This is a genomic window from Kribbella sp. NPDC058245, from assembly GCF_042882005.1.
Classification (GTDB): Bacteria; Actinomycetota; Actinomycetes; order Propionibacteriales; family Kribbellaceae; genus Kribbella.
Map to the genome: position 1 here is coordinate 274144 of NZ_JBHVWY010000003.1, position 14201 is coordinate 288344.

General features: G+C 66.4%; 14 protein-coding genes, 1 tRNA gene and 1 riboswitch. Of the genes, 9 read left to right on the plus strand and 6 right to left on the minus strand.

Annotated elements, in window-relative coordinates; genetic code table 11:
• Position 1: 1 nt before the first annotated feature.
• On the plus strand, positions 2-1471 hold the full coding sequence (locus ACFVWG_RS07845; protein WP_391542396.1) for a glycoside hydrolase: 1470 nt from the start codon (positions 2-4) through the stop codon (positions 1469-1471).
• Positions 1472-3164: 1693 nt separating this feature from the next.
• Here the strand turns inward: ACFVWG_RS07845 and ACFVWG_RS07850 are convergent.
• Positions 3165-3683 (minus strand): hypothetical protein, encoded by a 519-nt coding sequence (locus ACFVWG_RS07850; RefSeq protein ID WP_391542397.1) that lies wholly within the window; start codon positions 3681-3683, stop codon positions 3165-3167.
• A gap of 379 nt (positions 3684-4062) precedes the next feature.
• On the opposite strand from ACFVWG_RS07850, the gene ACFVWG_RS07855 reads away from it, so the two are divergent.
• The gene (locus tag ACFVWG_RS07855; protein WP_391542398.1) at positions 4063-4890 is read left to right on the plus strand and encodes a hypothetical protein; all 828 of its coding nucleotides are present in this window, start codon (positions 4063-4065) and stop codon (positions 4888-4890) included.
• A gap of 647 nt (positions 4891-5537) precedes the next feature.
• Here ACFVWG_RS07855 and ACFVWG_RS07860 read toward each other — a convergent pair.
• Positions 5538-5610: transfer RNA gene (locus tag ACFVWG_RS07860), tRNA-Lys, on the minus strand.
• A gap of 240 nt (positions 5611-5850) precedes the next feature.
• Here ACFVWG_RS07860 and ACFVWG_RS07865 point away from each other — a divergent pair.
• The 6 genes from ACFVWG_RS07865 (at position 5851) to ACFVWG_RS07890 (ending at position 9828) form a co-directional block, all read left to right on the plus strand.
• A complete protein-coding gene (locus ACFVWG_RS07865) occupies positions 5851-6429 on the plus strand; it encodes a hypothetical protein (RefSeq protein ID WP_391542399.1) in 579 nt (192 codons plus the stop codon).
• A 119-nt stretch (positions 6430-6548) separates the two neighbouring features.
• Positions 6549-7169, plus strand: coding sequence for a G5 domain-containing protein (locus ACFVWG_RS07870; protein WP_391542400.1), 621 nt, complete (start codon positions 6549-6551; stop codon positions 7167-7169).
• 15 nt (positions 7170-7184) lie between these two features.
• Complete coding sequence (locus ACFVWG_RS07875) at positions 7185-8120, plus strand: DUF5937 family protein (protein WP_391542401.1); 936 nt, start codon at positions 7185-7187, stop codon at positions 8118-8120.
• 171 nt (positions 8121-8291) lie between these two features.
• Positions 8292-8407, plus strand: a riboswitch (TPP riboswitch).
• Positions 8397-8627, plus strand: a complete 231-nt coding sequence (gene thiS / locus ACFVWG_RS07880) for a sulfur carrier protein ThiS (RefSeq protein ID WP_391542402.1) — start codon at positions 8397-8399, stop codon at positions 8625-8627. (Overlaps the previous riboswitch by 11 nt.)
• A 1-nt stretch (position 8628) precedes the next feature.
• A complete protein-coding gene (locus ACFVWG_RS07885) occupies positions 8629-9405 on the plus strand; it encodes a thiazole synthase (protein WP_391542403.1) in 777 nt (258 codons plus the stop codon).
• A 33-nt stretch (positions 9406-9438) separates the two neighbouring features.
• Complete coding sequence (locus ACFVWG_RS07890) at positions 9439-9828, plus strand: RidA family protein (RefSeq protein ID WP_391542404.1); 390 nt, start codon at positions 9439-9441, stop codon at positions 9826-9828.
• On the opposite strand, the gene ACFVWG_RS07895 is transcribed toward ACFVWG_RS07890, so the two are convergent.
• Together ACFVWG_RS07895 and ACFVWG_RS07900 are read right to left on the minus strand one after the other, a co-directional pair.
• A complete protein-coding gene (locus tag ACFVWG_RS07895) occupies positions 9821-10693 on the minus strand; it encodes a serine hydrolase (protein ID WP_391542405.1) in 873 nt (290 codons plus the stop codon). The genes ACFVWG_RS07890 and ACFVWG_RS07895 overlap by 8 nt on opposite strands.
• Positions 10690-11556, minus strand: a complete 867-nt coding sequence (locus ACFVWG_RS07900) for a LysR family transcriptional regulator (RefSeq protein WP_391542406.1) — start codon at positions 11554-11556, stop codon at positions 10690-10692. Before ACFVWG_RS07900 ends, ACFVWG_RS07895 begins: the two co-directional genes overlap by 4 nt.
• 133 nt (positions 11557-11689) lie before the next feature.
• On the opposite strand from ACFVWG_RS07900, the gene ACFVWG_RS07905 reads away from it, so the two are divergent.
• Entirely contained in the window at positions 11690-12619 is a 930-nt protein-coding gene (locus ACFVWG_RS07905) for an MBL fold metallo-hydrolase (protein WP_391542407.1), read from the plus strand.
• 6 nt (positions 12620-12625) lie between these two features.
• Here the strand turns inward: ACFVWG_RS07905 and ACFVWG_RS07910 are convergent, their stop codons facing one another.
• Both ACFVWG_RS07910 and ACFVWG_RS07915 read right to left on the minus strand, forming a co-directional pair.
• Positions 12626-13399 carry an alpha/beta fold hydrolase gene (locus ACFVWG_RS07910; protein ID WP_391542408.1) on the minus strand — a complete coding sequence of 258 codons (774 nt, stop codon included), beginning with the start codon at positions 13397-13399 and terminating at the stop codon, positions 12626-12628.
• Positions 13400-13446: 47 nt separating this feature from the next.
• Positions 13447-14196, minus strand: a complete 750-nt coding sequence (locus ACFVWG_RS07915) for a GNAT family N-acetyltransferase (protein ID WP_391542409.1) — start codon at positions 14194-14196, stop codon at positions 13447-13449.
• Between the last annotated feature and the right edge of the window lie 5 nt (positions 14197-14201).

Genomic DNA, 14201 nt, shown 5'->3' on the forward strand with positions numbered 1-14201 from the left:
CATGAAGAACGCCTTGCGTCGTCGTACCGTGCTGGGTTCGATCGTGGCCGCGCCGCTGAGCGCCGCCGTACTGGGCCAAACAACGCCCGCCGCCGCTGCGGCCTCGACGATCGACCCGCGCAGCGACTGGGGGACGTGGGAGGGGTGGGGGACGTCGCTGTGCTGGTGGGGGAAGGCACACGGCAATCGCGACGACCTCGCCGACGTCTTCTTCACGCGGAACAACGTCAACTACCAGGGCACCACGCTGCCCGGACTCGGGCTGACCATCGCGCGCTACAACGCGGGCGCGTGCTCGACGCAGCCGATCAACGGGGAGTCGATGGTTCGCTCGCCGAACATCGGCGACCCGCGGCAGGTGGACGGGTACTGGCTCGACTGGTTCAGCTCGGACCCGTCGTCAACGAGCTGGAACTGGTACGTCGACAGCGCGCAGCGCAACATGATGTGGAAGGCGCGCGACCGTGGTGTGAACCGGATCGAGCTCTTCTCGAACTCGCCGATGTGGTGGATGTGTCAGAACCACAACCCCTCCGGCTCCGCGAGCGGCGGTGACAACCTGCAGACCTGGAACCACCAGCAGCACGCCGTCTACCTCGCCACGATCGCCCGGTACGCGCACGACCACTGGGGCGTCGACTTCGCCTCGGTCGAACCGTTCAACGAACCCGACGGCGGTTGGTGGAAGGCCGACGGCTCCCAGGAGGGCTGTCATTTCGAACCGGCCACCCAGCGCCCGGTCATCAACGCGCTGCGCGCCGAACTGAACGCCCGCGACCTCGGCTGGATGCCCATCGCCGCCTCCGACTGCAACAGCTACGACGCCGCGCTCGCCACCTGGAACAGCTTCGACAGCACCACCCGCGGCAACGTCGCCCGCATCAACGTCCACGGTTACCAGGGCGGCGGCGGCCGCCGTGACCTCCTGTACGCCGCCGCCAAGTCCGCCGGCCGCAAGATCTGGAACTCCGAGTACGGCGAGGGCGACGCCTCCGGACTGTCCTTGGCCAGCAACCTCAACCTGGACTTCCGTTGGTTGCACCCGACCGCCTGGGTCTACTGGCAGGTCGTCGACGGCGGCGGCTGGGGGCTCATCCAGGACAACGGCAACAACACCACCGGCGCCATCAACCCCAAGTACTACGTGCTCGCGCAGTACACCCGCCACATCCGCCCCGGCATGCGCATCCTCGACGGCGGCAACGGCAACACCATCGCCGCGTACGACGCGGCCGCCCGCAAACTCGTCATCGTCGCCATCAACTACGGCGCCGCGGGCTACCTCGACTTCGACCTCTCCCGCTTCGCCAAGCCCTCCACCGACGGCGCCCCCATCCCCCGCTGGTCCACCACCCCCGGTACGACGGGCTACCAGGCCGCCCAAGACACGACCATGCACGGCACCCGCTTCTGGTCCTGGTTCGAAACCAACACCATCCAAACCTTCGAAGTACCGGACATCACCCTCTGACCGCCTCGGCCGTCCGCCCCGTAGCTGGGAGGGGCGGACGGCCTTCGGTCAGCGGCAGCGCCAGGAGTACGGGTTCCCGTAGTCCAGGTAGTAGGCACTGCTCGAGGCGCCGTACGTCCGCCAGCACGCCGCGTTCATGTCCACACCCTTCCGCCCCGCCGGATCCTGCCCGTACTGACACCGCCACCCATAAACGTTCCAGGCCACAATCACCCCGCCCCATGCAGGCCCATAAGCAGCCCGACACCACCCCGCCACGTCAACGCCCCCACCCGCGCTGGCAGGCGCCGCACTCACAGCCGTCATCCCCCCACCAAGCGCCAATGCCCCAACCACCACAGCAACACTCGAAACCCGCTTGTTCATCGTGATCCTCCGATCCGGCCGGCAGTCCCGCCGCCCAAACCAGCCTCACGTCCCTCCACCCCCACCACCCCCGCGTTGTGCACAACACCCCCAGCCCCGCACAACCCCTCCCCACCCGCCCCACTCCGTGCTCCTCACCGACAGAGACGCCGTACGACGGATCGCGGCGGCCTCGGGCCAAGCTGGGGTATGGAGTCACAACTCGCCGCCCCCGGGGCTCGGCGAGAACCAGGTAGCACTCGGGCTCATGCGGTCCGCGAGTGTGGCGAGTTCGCCCCCGAGTGTCACCTCCGTGCCGTTGTCCATCGTTTACCGACAGCACACTCCGCACAGTCGGGGTGGGACTGCGTGTTGTTCCGCGGACCGCCATCACCGTCCAACTCTGTGTGGCCCACCTGGTTCAGGCTCAGCCCGGCTCCCCCGGACGACACAGGAACGGGTTGAATGGTGGTGCAGGTCCGCCGCCGCGCCGCGGCGGGCTCCCGCGCCGGAGGCGGTGTCCTCTTTGGTAGGCCCCGAGGGACTCGAACCCACAACCCGCAGATTAAAGGGGGTTTGATGGTGTCTTCACGAATGACGCTGAGCCTCAGGAGTCTTGCTCGCTTGGCGCGAGAGTCACTCCGGGCCGATGCGATTTACACGGTTTCGCACCACGAGTGATCCCACGCACTCCGCAAATGCTGCGGCCAGAGCGCTGGCGGGATGACTCGAGTACGGTCCCCCACATCTCCCCCGTTCTACAGGTCCGGCTGGCCCGGGACCTAGACCTGATCACGCCCGCCGGGCAGGACTACGGTGAGTGACTAGTCGCGGGGTAGGGGGAGCGAATGAAGGCAGCCATGGCTTTTGCAGTTATAGCCACACTCATCCTGGGGGATGCTGCGGAGAGAATACTGACAGCCAGGGTGCGGCTCAGGCAGCGTCAACAACCCACATCGCCACCGGCAGCAACACCAGCACAGACACCCAAGGCGACGCCAACGGTGCCCACACAATTGACGGTCAACAGGCAGCCAAGGTCTACCTGGCGGCCGTGTCTCCAAGGAATAAGGCAGCGGCGCAGCTCAGCGACGACTGAGATCGCGGCGCCTCGATGAAGACACTTCGCGCCGACGCCGCCCAGCCCGTGCTGCGGAGCGGCACTTCCTCGATGTGTTGGACCGAACGCTGTGGCCGACCGCGGGGGCCGAGAGGCCGTCTTGAAGACCTAAAGAAGCTTGCCAGGCAACAGATCCACGTGCCGGCGTCCTCCGTCGGGTTATGCGCAACGGTTGTCCGCTAGGTGATCTACGACAGTCGAAAGCACGGATGGCGGAAGATCCCGGCGTCAGGACTGAACAACGTGGAGGAAGACTTCCGCTTGGCTTGCCTCGGGGCGGTCGATCAGGAGGTCCACGGAGAGGTGCAGTCCCTTGGTGTTCGTGTCGTCGACCTGAGCGATCGCTCGCGACGTGGACCATTCGCTCGGCTGCCACTCGAGAAACCTGGAAGGTAACTCGGTGTCCCAACTGGATTCCTTCGGCAAGGCCGCCGAGGCAGCGGGCCGAGAAGGGTTTAGAACACTCAAGGTGAGCTTGTGGACCTTGAGCAGGTTCGCCAGGCCGGCGCGATTCGTGGAGAAGCGCAGATAGATCTCGTTGGTGTCCCAGTCGCGGAGCTGAACCCACTCAAGGCCCTCGACGTCGGAGGGTAGGTCCAGGTCGTAGTACTCGACGTGGCTGCTGAACGCTGGAGTCTCGATTGACCCGCTGGTGACCTCAACCTCAGGCTGAGGCGCGCAGCCCACCATCATGACGAAGGCGGCAGAACATGCCAGACCGAGGACTGCCCAACCTGGTCTGCGCACAGCGGCACGATACAGCTGACGTCATGGAGCGGCAGATCAGGCGAGCAACCGCCCGCAGGTCGCCCTGAGGGCCATTGTGGCTCTGACCTGCGGTTTTGGTAGGCCCCGTGGGACTCGAACCCCACAACCCGCGGATTGCGGATCCAGGTCTTGCACTGCCGCTCACCAGACCGCAGAATCACGTTCTGACCTGGGAACTGTCACGAAGAGTAGCCATCAACGCCTGGTGTTACTTCGCATCAGTTGGCACTCAAAGAGGTGGTCAAAGAGGTGGGCCAGCAACCTGGGGCGGGGGCGAGCCAAAACCTTGACACCTACGTGTCACAGAGCAGTGATGTTAACCCACAAATGCAGCTGTGTTACCGAAAAGGGGGATCGGATGCCAAGCGCAGACTGGATCGCGGCAGGTGCGGCAATATTGGCGGCAGGCGTTGTGGCCTGGCAATCACTAGAAACAAGACGCAGCGCAAAAGCATCAGCGAAGGCTGCAGAGGCAGCTAACACGGGCCTCGAATACTCGAAGTCAGCGTTGGAGTTAGCAAGAAGAGAAGAATCGAATACGCGGAGGCTAATCGACGAGGCCGTGAAGACTCGAATCGACGAAGTTACGCCGACTTTGACGATCATCCTTGGCGGCCTGGTTGGTCCGCTACAACCCGATCTGGTGGACGCGACCCAATTGGTCTTCACCGGCGGCGACGAAGTCTATCGAATGCCGAAGCATCAAGACTCAATCCTCGCCATGCGGCAATTCTTTACATTAATCAGCGATGGCAAGCGGATCATGATGGTCCATATGCCACCCTGGACACCAGACTGGGACGAGGAACAATACCCTGACACCACGCTAACTTCTCGGAGTGGACTCTTAGAGATGCCGGTTGGTGTGAGAATCGATGGCTTCTTTGATGTGAAGCGCACCATCGCCGATTGGATCAAGATCACAGAGTCGACACCTGAGAACCCATCGCTTCCAGCCGCTGAATTCGTTATTGGATACAACGACCCTTCCGACACTGGCGCGACTGACCATTACCCGATCTTGGTGGGTGGATCTCCACTGAAGCCTGTACCAGATGAACTGGGTGCATGGACTGCGACAAGCAGCGCCGGGGACGCGGTTCACCCGCAGATGACTGTGACGCGAATGCCTCGAAAGCGTGACTACTACTTGTCGAAGACGGAGAACAAGAAGTTGGGAGAATAAGGCGCGCTCAGTCGAGCCTGGCCAGCCCTCCGGCATCGCCCGGATAGCTGCCGACCTTAGGTTCGGTGTGGTGCGGGTCAAGGGTCGAGCTTGCTCGATCGCGGAGCGACGCCGGAGGCGCTCTTGACGCGTGCTGCGCCGGACCGTCCCTCCCATTGTTGCTAGCGGGGCGATGCGGGAGCCAACCGGTAGACGGCTGACTACGGGGACCATGGGCGGCGGGTGGCCGGCCTTTACTGACAGCGCCAGATCTCAGGGTGCCGAGTAGCGGATGGCGAGTTCTGCCGTCTTTGACCCGGCACCCTGCTGCACGTGCGCGCCAGGCCAAGGGACGCGCCCAGAACGGAGCGCTAGCGCAGTGGAGGGCAGGCGGCCCGACCTTCGGTGGCGGCGCGCATTACGGGCCCCGAGGGGCCCGTCTTGAAGACGTAGAGAAACTTGTCAGGAGATCGGGGCGATACGCCCGCCCGTGGCACGAGCCCGGGTCTGCAAGACGGAGCTCACACCCGCCCATCGCTCGCGGAACCTTCCCAAGGTGCGCGGAGCCCGCCAGCGCGGCGTCCGGGATGCCGATCCTCAAAAAGGTGGCAAAGAGGTGGGCTGAGGGGGTCCGCCAGGACGCCGCACGCCGCTGACCTGGGGTTTTGTAGGCCCCGTGGGACTCGAACCCACAACCCGCGGATTAAAAGTCCGCTGCTCTGCCAATTGAGCTAGAGGCCCCGGTGGTGAGGGGTTGGGGACAAGTGTTGCAGGTTTGGGGGTGGGGTGGGGGCGGTGGGGTGGTTTGACGGGTGTTGGAAGGGGGTGGTGAGGCGTACTGTCGGGGTCAGACGAGTACTAGTTTGCGCCGGGGGGCTGGGGCTAGGGGGCGTTATGGGGGTTGTTGAGCGGGCCGAGGTGGTGGGGGCTCATGCGGAGGTTGTGGGGGCCTGGCGGGAGATTGTTGAGCAGTCTTCGTCGATGGGGCTGGCCGATCGGATCGTGATCGGGGTGACTTTGCGGGCTCGGGCTGAGGCGTTGGCCGGGTTCGAGGGGCTGGTTCGGGATGCGGGGGATCTGGCGCGGGATGCGCGGGGGTTCGCGGCGGCGGTGCGGGCGCAGAATCCGTTGACGGGGGTTGTGGCGGGGGTTGGGCTCGCGGCGGGGGTGTTGGGGTTCTTCGGGTTCTGGTCGGTTCAGGCGCTGCGGAAGGCGTTGGCGCCGGAGGCGGCCGAGGTGGGGGTGGCGCAGACTACGGCGGCGCTGATCGGGGTGCTGACGGTTGCGTCGGTGGTGGTGATCGTGGCGGTGGTGCGGGCTGCGGTGGAGGCTGCGCGGGCTGCTGTGGAGTCGCTGGAGAGTGTTGGGGCGCGGTCGCATCCGTCGGCGGTGTTGTTGCGGGAGGTTCGGCCGGCTGAGGAGCGGTTGTTCGGGGTGTTTCGGCAGCAGGTGCCGGAGCCGGCGATCAGTGCTGGGCCGTTGATCGTGGTGGGGAGTGTGGGGCTGGTGGCGGGGATTGTGTTCGCGGCGCTGGCCGGGGTTGGGGCTACGGCCGGGTAACGAGCGGTGAGGTCTGGTCGTGGGCTCACTCTGAGTGATATGCAGGGGGCTCGCCCTGGGTGGTCCGGGCGCTGACAATCCTGCCGCGGGGGGAACCGACGGCGGGTTTGGGGGGAACTGTGTTACGCACTGCCTTTGTTGCTGTCGCTGTGCTCGTCGCCGGAGCTGGATGCGGTACGGCGGACTCCACCGAACCGGTCGCCGTCGCCGGCCGGGTGATCACACAGACGGTCACCGCGCCGACGAGCGAGCCACCGGCCGCATCACCAACGCCAGAACCAACTCCGACGGAAACACCGAAGCCGAAGGTCGCCGTACCGGTGACGACCACGAAGTCCGTCGTGGAGACCAGCGTGATCCCGTTCAAGAAGAAGACCGTCACGGACAGCGAGTTGCCGAAGGGCGAACGCACGATCCGTACGACGGGAGTCAACGGCACCCGGAAGTCGACGTACCGCATCACGTATGTCGACGGGAAGCAGACGGCGAAGACGCTCGTCCGCCAAGAGGTCACCAAGGAGCCACGGTCCCAGATCACGGCCGTCGGCACCAAGGTCGAGGAGGCGGAGGACAGCGGCGGTTGCGACCCGAACTACAGCGGCTGCGTACCGATCGCGAGCGACGTCGACTGCTCCGGTGGGAGCGGCAACGGACCCGAGTACGTCGATGGTCCGGTGACGGTGACTGGGTCCGACATCTACCGCCTGGACGCCGACCACGACGGGATCGGTTGCGAGTAGAGATCTAATGAGGGTGTGCTGACCTACGAACTGACGTCCAGGGACCTGGAGGAGGTCCGGTTCGCGCTGTCGCCTGCAGCGGAGACTGTGCTGAGTCTGCGGGCGCTGCGGGACCCCGGTCGGTTTCCGTTACAACTGCCGTGGGTTCGCGCGGTCCAACCGCTCCTGACCGACCTGGACTGGACGGTCCTCGGCAGCCTGGTCAACGACACCATGGGCAGCCCCGACTTCCTCACGCCGCGGCCGACCTCGCCGCTCACCCAGTTCGCCGATGAGCTCCAACTCATAGCCGCGGTCGATCAAGAGACGTTCGAAAGGCAGCTCGCAGCAGTGAACGGCGAGCTGCCCGCAGGGCTGACACCAACGAAGGTCACCCGAGCGCTCGACGATTACTGGCGGACGGTCATGGCGCCGTACTGGAACCGGATGCGGACGATCCTGTCCGCCGACATCACCTACCGCGGCCACGTCCTCACCCAACAAGGCACGGGCGCGATGCTCAACGAGCTCGGCCCCGCGATCTCTTATAGCCAAGGGCTTTTGAAGGTCGACAAGGTGAGTGCCAACAGCCGTTCAGAGAAGGTCGACGGTCGCGGGCTCGTCCTCCAGCCGACCCTGTTCGGCCCGCATGCCGTCATCCCGTACGACCCCGGCGCCGAGCCGTTCCTCGGCTACCCACCGCGCGGCCAGGCCAACCTCTGGACGGTCGTCGAGCCGCCCACGCCACAAGACCTTGCCCAACTCATCGGTACGGCGCGCGCCCGCATCCTGCAGCTCCTCACCCACCCGCGCACCACCACCGACGTCGCCGCCGAGCTCCAAGTCACCCCGTCAGCGGTCAGTCAGCACCTCCAGCTGCTCCGCCGTACCGGCTTGGTCGAACCGCAGCGAGCCGGCAAGCAGGTGCTCTACCGACCGACAGAGTTGGCCACATTGCTGACGGGGAACTAGCGTCCCGGAAACGATCTAGGTCGAGCGATATCGGTGTCCAGGTGCGTGCATCGTGGTGCTTGAGGCGCGTCCTCGATGCGGTGTTCATCGTGGGCGTGACTCAAGTGCCGCGAGGTGCGTGCCTGGGCGCCGATAGTGCCGAGCTAGATTGTTTGCGGGACGCTAGAGTCGAAAGCAGACCGCGGGAGCTCGCACCGGAGTGGGCTGAGAGGGCGACAGAGAGGGCGTCGCCGACCGCTGAACCTGAATCGGGTAATTCCGACGGAGGGAGGACGCATGACGCAGTACGACGAGTTGCCGGCTGAGCACGCTGTGTGGGTGAACGGTACGGCGACCACCAGCGGACCGGGGATGTCGGTCGCGGAGCTGGTCCGGGAGATGTCGGATCGGCAGACCGGGATCGCGGTCGCGGTGAACCAGAGTGTGCTGACCCGCGACGAGTGGGCCGCCACGATCCTGACGGCAGGTGACCGGGTCGAGATCGTCGGCGCGGTCCAGGGAGGCTGAGATGGACGACCCCTTCGAGCTGGGCGGCCGCACGTATTCCTCGCGGCTGATCATGGGTACCGGCGGTTCGGCCAACCTGGAAGTGATGGAAGAGGCATTGATTGCCTCCGGCACCCAGTTGACCACCGTCGCGATGCGCCGGCTGGGTACCGGGCATGAGGGTTCGGTGCTTGATGTGCTGAAGCGGCACGGCATCGAGATCTTGCCGAACACGGCCGGTTGTCACACCGCGGCCGAGGCTGTGCTGACCGCGCGGCTGGCCCGTGAGGCCCTCGGGACCGACCTGATCAAGGTCGAGGTCGTTGCCGACGACCACCTGTTACTCCCCGATCCGTTCGAGTTACTGGACGCCGTGGAGACCTTGGTCGCCGACGGCTTCATCGTGCTCCCCTACACCAACGACGACCCGATCCTGGCCCGCCGCCTCGAGCAGGCCGGTTGCGCCGCAGTGATGCCGTTGGCTGCGCCGATCGGCTCCGCCCTCGGCATCCGCAACCCGCACAACATCGCGCTGATCGCCGAGGCGGCGAACGTCCCGGTCATCGTCGACGCCGGCCTCGGTACGGCGAGCGACGCCGCGCTGGCGATGGAACTCGGCTGCGCCGCAGTCATGTTGGCAACCCCGGTCACCCGCGCCGAGAAACCAGCCCTGATGGCCGCCGCCATGCGCGACGCCGTCACCGCCGGCCGCAACGCCCGGCTAGCCGGTCGAGTCCCCCGCCGCTGGCACTCCGCTTTGGCCTCATCGCCGACAACCGGATTGCCCACTTCGGGGTAGTCTCCATGGGCGGACTCGGATGATGGAGGGTCGATGAGCAAGCTCGAATACCCGCAACCCGAAGGCGTTGCCCCAGGCAACGGTTATAGCCATGTGGTGACGGGGGCCGGGCAGTGGGTGGCGATCGCTGGGCAGGTCGCACTCGATGCGGACGGCAACCTTGTCGGTGAAGGCGATTTCGAGGCACAGACGCGGCAGGTGTTCGCCAACCTGGATGCTGCGCTGAAGGCCGCGGGTGCCACCTGGGCGGATGTTGTGAAGCTCAATCTGTTCCTGACCGACATCACCGGACTGCCGGCGATTCGCCAGGTCCGCGATCAGTACGTCGACACCGCCAACCCGCCGGCGAGCACCGCCGTACAGGTTGTTGGGCTGTTCCGTCCTGAGGCATTGGTCGAGATCGAGGCGTACGCCGTTATCTGAGCTCGTTGACCGCGTATTGGGCGGCGAGCCCGATGGCGGCGTCGGCGCGCGGCTGGCGGGAGTCGACGCGGGCGGTGAGGGTGAAGATGGCGACGGCGTAGGCGTCGCCGGCCGGGAGGGTGACGACGCCGACCTCGTGGCGGAGGGCGCCGAAGCTACCGGTCTTGCCGGCGACGCGGATACCGTCGTGCGGGAAGCCGGAGGCCAAGCGGTGCTGGAAGATCTGTCGATGCATCGTGGCCTTCACGAAGTCGGTCTGGGCGGCGGAGAGCAGTTCACCCGCCCAGAGCCGACTGAGCAACAACGTCATGTCGCGCGGTGTGCTTGCTGATGCGTTGGCCGCTTCGTAGACGCCGTCCGGCGTGGTCCGGTTGTTGTCCGCCAGTACGGCGAGGGCCGCGTCCGGATCGTCCAGTCCGGTACGGCGTTGCAGGTCGCGAAGGTTGTCCGCGGTCCCCCGTCGTACCGAGGTCCGTTGCAGGCCAAAGGATTCCAGCAACTCGGCGAGTCGCTCGAGACCGATGACGGTGAGCAACGCATCGGCGGCGGCGTTGTCGGAGACGGTCATCATCATGACGGCCAGATCGCGGAGCGACATCGTGACGGGATCGGCGAGCACGGAGAGGCCGGTCGGTCCAGGTGTTCTCGTTGCCGGCTCCAGGGTCAACTGCTGACGAGGGTCGAGCTCGCCCTCGTCGACGAGTCGGCAGAAGCCGGCAAACAACGGAAGCTTGTAGACAGACGCCATCGGTACGACGGCATCGGCGTCGAGGGAGACTGTCGACTCCGGCGCATCAAGGGCGACCGCGTGCAGCCAGCCGCGGACGCCGGCGTCCTCGAAGACCGCGCGAATCCGGGCGTTCACGGCGTCACCAACGCCTCGGTCAACTGCGTGGCATCCAACGCGAACGGCGACCGCGCCGTAGACCACACCAAGCGCAGCCGCACGGGCAGCGGATCACCAGCCAACCGCACGCGATCGACGCCAGGAGCAGTCAACGACGGATCCGCAGTGACCACGATCGCCTGCCCAGCCGCAGCCATCGCGAGCCCGGCGCGCTCATCCGTCACGACTACGGTCCCGCCGTCCGGGCGATGCAGCGCGAGCGTGTCCAGGAACAGATCCCGAGCCGCGGGCGCCTCCGTGCGTGGCCGCACGGCAACAGGCAACCCCCGCAATTGCTTCAACTCCACAACGGCATCACGGACCAGGCCCGAGGGGACGAGTGCCCAGGTCGGCAGCAACTGCACTGGGCCGGCTTCCAACCCGTCAAGAACAGTTGGGTGCTGTACGACGGCCACCGTCAACCGGCCCGCCGACACCTGACCGACGAGTGAGCTGGTCGGCGCGGTCACGACCGTCACCCGGCTACCCGGGACCGCAGCACCACACGCGGCCGCAACCGCGGCACCAGCCGCTGGCGGGACCTCAGGCGCGAGGCCGAGGCGGATCTCCGGCCCCTCCGGATCGCGGGCGACCGCCGCCTGGTGGAGTTCCTCGATCGAGGTCAAAGCTTTCCGCGCGAACGGCAACAACGCCGTACCGGCCGGGGTGAGCTCGACTCCACCCGAGCCGCGCTCGAACAGCTTCGCGCCGACCAGCGCCTCCAGCCGGCGCAGGCCCTGCGATAGCGGCGGCTGGGTGATCCCGACGACCCGCGCCGCGTCGCCGAAGTGCTGCTCCTCGGCGAGCGCGATAAAGATCTGCAGATGCCGCTCAGTCAGCATGACCGCGCTGACCTGCAGTGATATCCCCAGACACTCGCCTCATGCCTGAAAGCATATTCGACACACTCCAACCGGCTCGCCTTGACTGACACGCGACGGAACGACGGATCGGCGTGAGGAGAACGCAGTGAAGATGACGCGACGAGGGATGCTGGCCGGCGCAGCCGCGGTTGGGGCAGCAGGGGTCATCGGCGGACCGGCCGCCGCGCAGATGACCAGCAAGCAGATGACCGGCAAGCCGCAAACCACGAGGACGCCGGTGGAGTTCACCTGGTTCGGCAATCACGCCTGGCAGATCCGCAGCGGCGAGCACACCGTCCTGACCGACCCGTGGCTGACCCGCTTCCACACCGGCACCTTCACGCCGGAAGGCGCGGACCCGCAGACCAAGCTGGTCATCGACAAGGCAGTCGTCGACAGGCACATCAGCAAGGCCGACGCGATCCTGGTTCACCACGCGCACTACGACCACATGACCGACGTACCGTATGTCGCCGCCAAGACGCAGGCGACCGTCCTCGGCACCCAGACCCACGTCAACCTGCTCAAGGCGATGCGCACTCAGGCCGACCTGCTGTCCCCGGTCCGCGGCGGCGAGTACCTGGTCTTCGACGGGTTCACCATCGAGGTCTATCCGTCCCTGCACTCCTGCAGCGGCAAGCGCCACACGTACGCGTTCCCCGGCTACCACCAGGACGCCGTACCGCCGCGGCCGCGCGTCATCGAGGACCTGGTCGAGGGCGGCACGCTCGCCTACGTGATCACGATCGGCGGCCTGCGCATCCTCAGCCTCAGTACGGCGAACTTCGACCCGAACGCGCTGCGCGACCTCCAGGTCGACGTCGTGATGATCGCCCCCGGCGGCGAACCCGGTGTCACCGACCGCCTCTTCCAAACCATCAAGCCACCCACCACGGCGCTCGCCACCCACTGGGACGACTTCGACAAGCCGCTCACCGAGCCCGGCGTCGCCTGGGCCGACCTGACCCCACTCCGCACGTCAGCCGAAAAGTCCGGGGCCAAGTTCGTCATCGTCGACCACCTGCAGAAGCTCACTCTCTAGGGAGGCTCACTCTCTAGGGAGGAAGGCGTCCAATGCAGCCGCGATCAGCTCAGGCCGTTCCAGAGTCTGCAGATGCGGTACGCCGGGCAGTTCAATGAACTGCCCCTGGGGAATCCCGTCCGCGAGCGACCGCAACAGGTCCGCCGTACCGGGGAGGTCCGCACCGCCCGCGACGACCAAGGCCGGTGCGGTGAAGGACGCGAGTTTCCCTTGTACATCAAGCGTTTTCATCGCCCGCCATGCTGCCGCCCAGGCCGCCGGCTCCATCGCCCGGACCCCTTCACGGGCGAACCGGACTCCCTCGGTCTGGGCGGCTATGGCCTCCGGCGTGAACCAGCGCTCGATCGACTCCTCGACCTGAGCCTCCATCCCACCGGCCTCGGCAGCCGCCGCCCGGTGCTCGAAGACGTCGGGGAAGGGACGGTCGGTGGTCGCCAACAAGGCCAGCGACGCGAACCGCTCCGGCGCCTCGACGGCCGCCGTCTGCGCGATCCCACCGCCGTACGACAGCCCGACGATGTGCGCAGCGTCCAGCTCCAACGCATCCAGTACGGCGAACAGGTCGTGCGCCAAGTCGGTCAGCCGCTCCGGGTGCGGTGCACCGGCCGCCTCGCCGTGACCGCGCAGGTCGTACGCGAAAACCCGACGGCCCTTGGCCAATTGATCGAGGACCAGCTCCCACATGCGCTTGTCGGAGCCGAGCGAATGCAGGAGCACGACCGGCGGCCCGCTGGTTCCGCGCTGGAGAAGACCGGTCTGGTGATCGTCGAGTGTCAGCACAGTGACCAGTCTTCCCGCGCGAGGGTTCAGACCCCGGTGATGTCTGCTCAGGGCAGAGGACGGATCCGGTAGTGGTAGCGCGAGACGGTGCTGAAGCCGAAACGGTCATACAGCGCGATCGCCGGTGCGTTGTCGGCGACGACGCAGAGGAAGACCTTGTCGATGCCGCGACTTGTTGCCGAGTGCAACAAACCGTGGATGACGGCCTGGGCCAGGCCTTGGCGACGGAGGGCCGGGTCGACGGCGATGCAGTAGAGGCCGGACCAGTCGTCGACGAGGGCGAGCCGGCCGATCGCGGCAATGCGGTCGCCGACCATGATGCGGGCGTAGAGGGCTGAGCCGCGATCGAGGATCTGCCGGGCGACGGCCTGCTCGGCCGGTCCACCGTGGCCGTCGTTCTGCCACCAGAACTGCGTCCAGGCGTCATCGGCGACCGGGGAAATATTCACCTCGACCGTCGGCGTCGGGAGCGCGGCGAGCACATCGGCCACTGCGGCACACTGCACGAGCGTCGGGCTCTTGGCCTCATACCCACGGGCCGCCAACTGGGCATCCAGGTCGGTCGGCTGAGCCGCCGGGCTGATCTGGAAGCACGGCGTGATCCCCTGCGCCTGGTACAGCGTTTCCACGTAGTCCAAGGCTTTGCCGAGATCGTACGGCGCTCCAGCCGGGAGCACCGAGTTCGCCCGCAGGGTGACACCGGCCGCTCGTCGGACCAGCCAACCGTCGTGCTCGGTGCTGTGCGCGGCAGGCCAGCCCAGGTTCATCAAGTGGTCGATTCCAGCTGCGGTAATCACCCCTC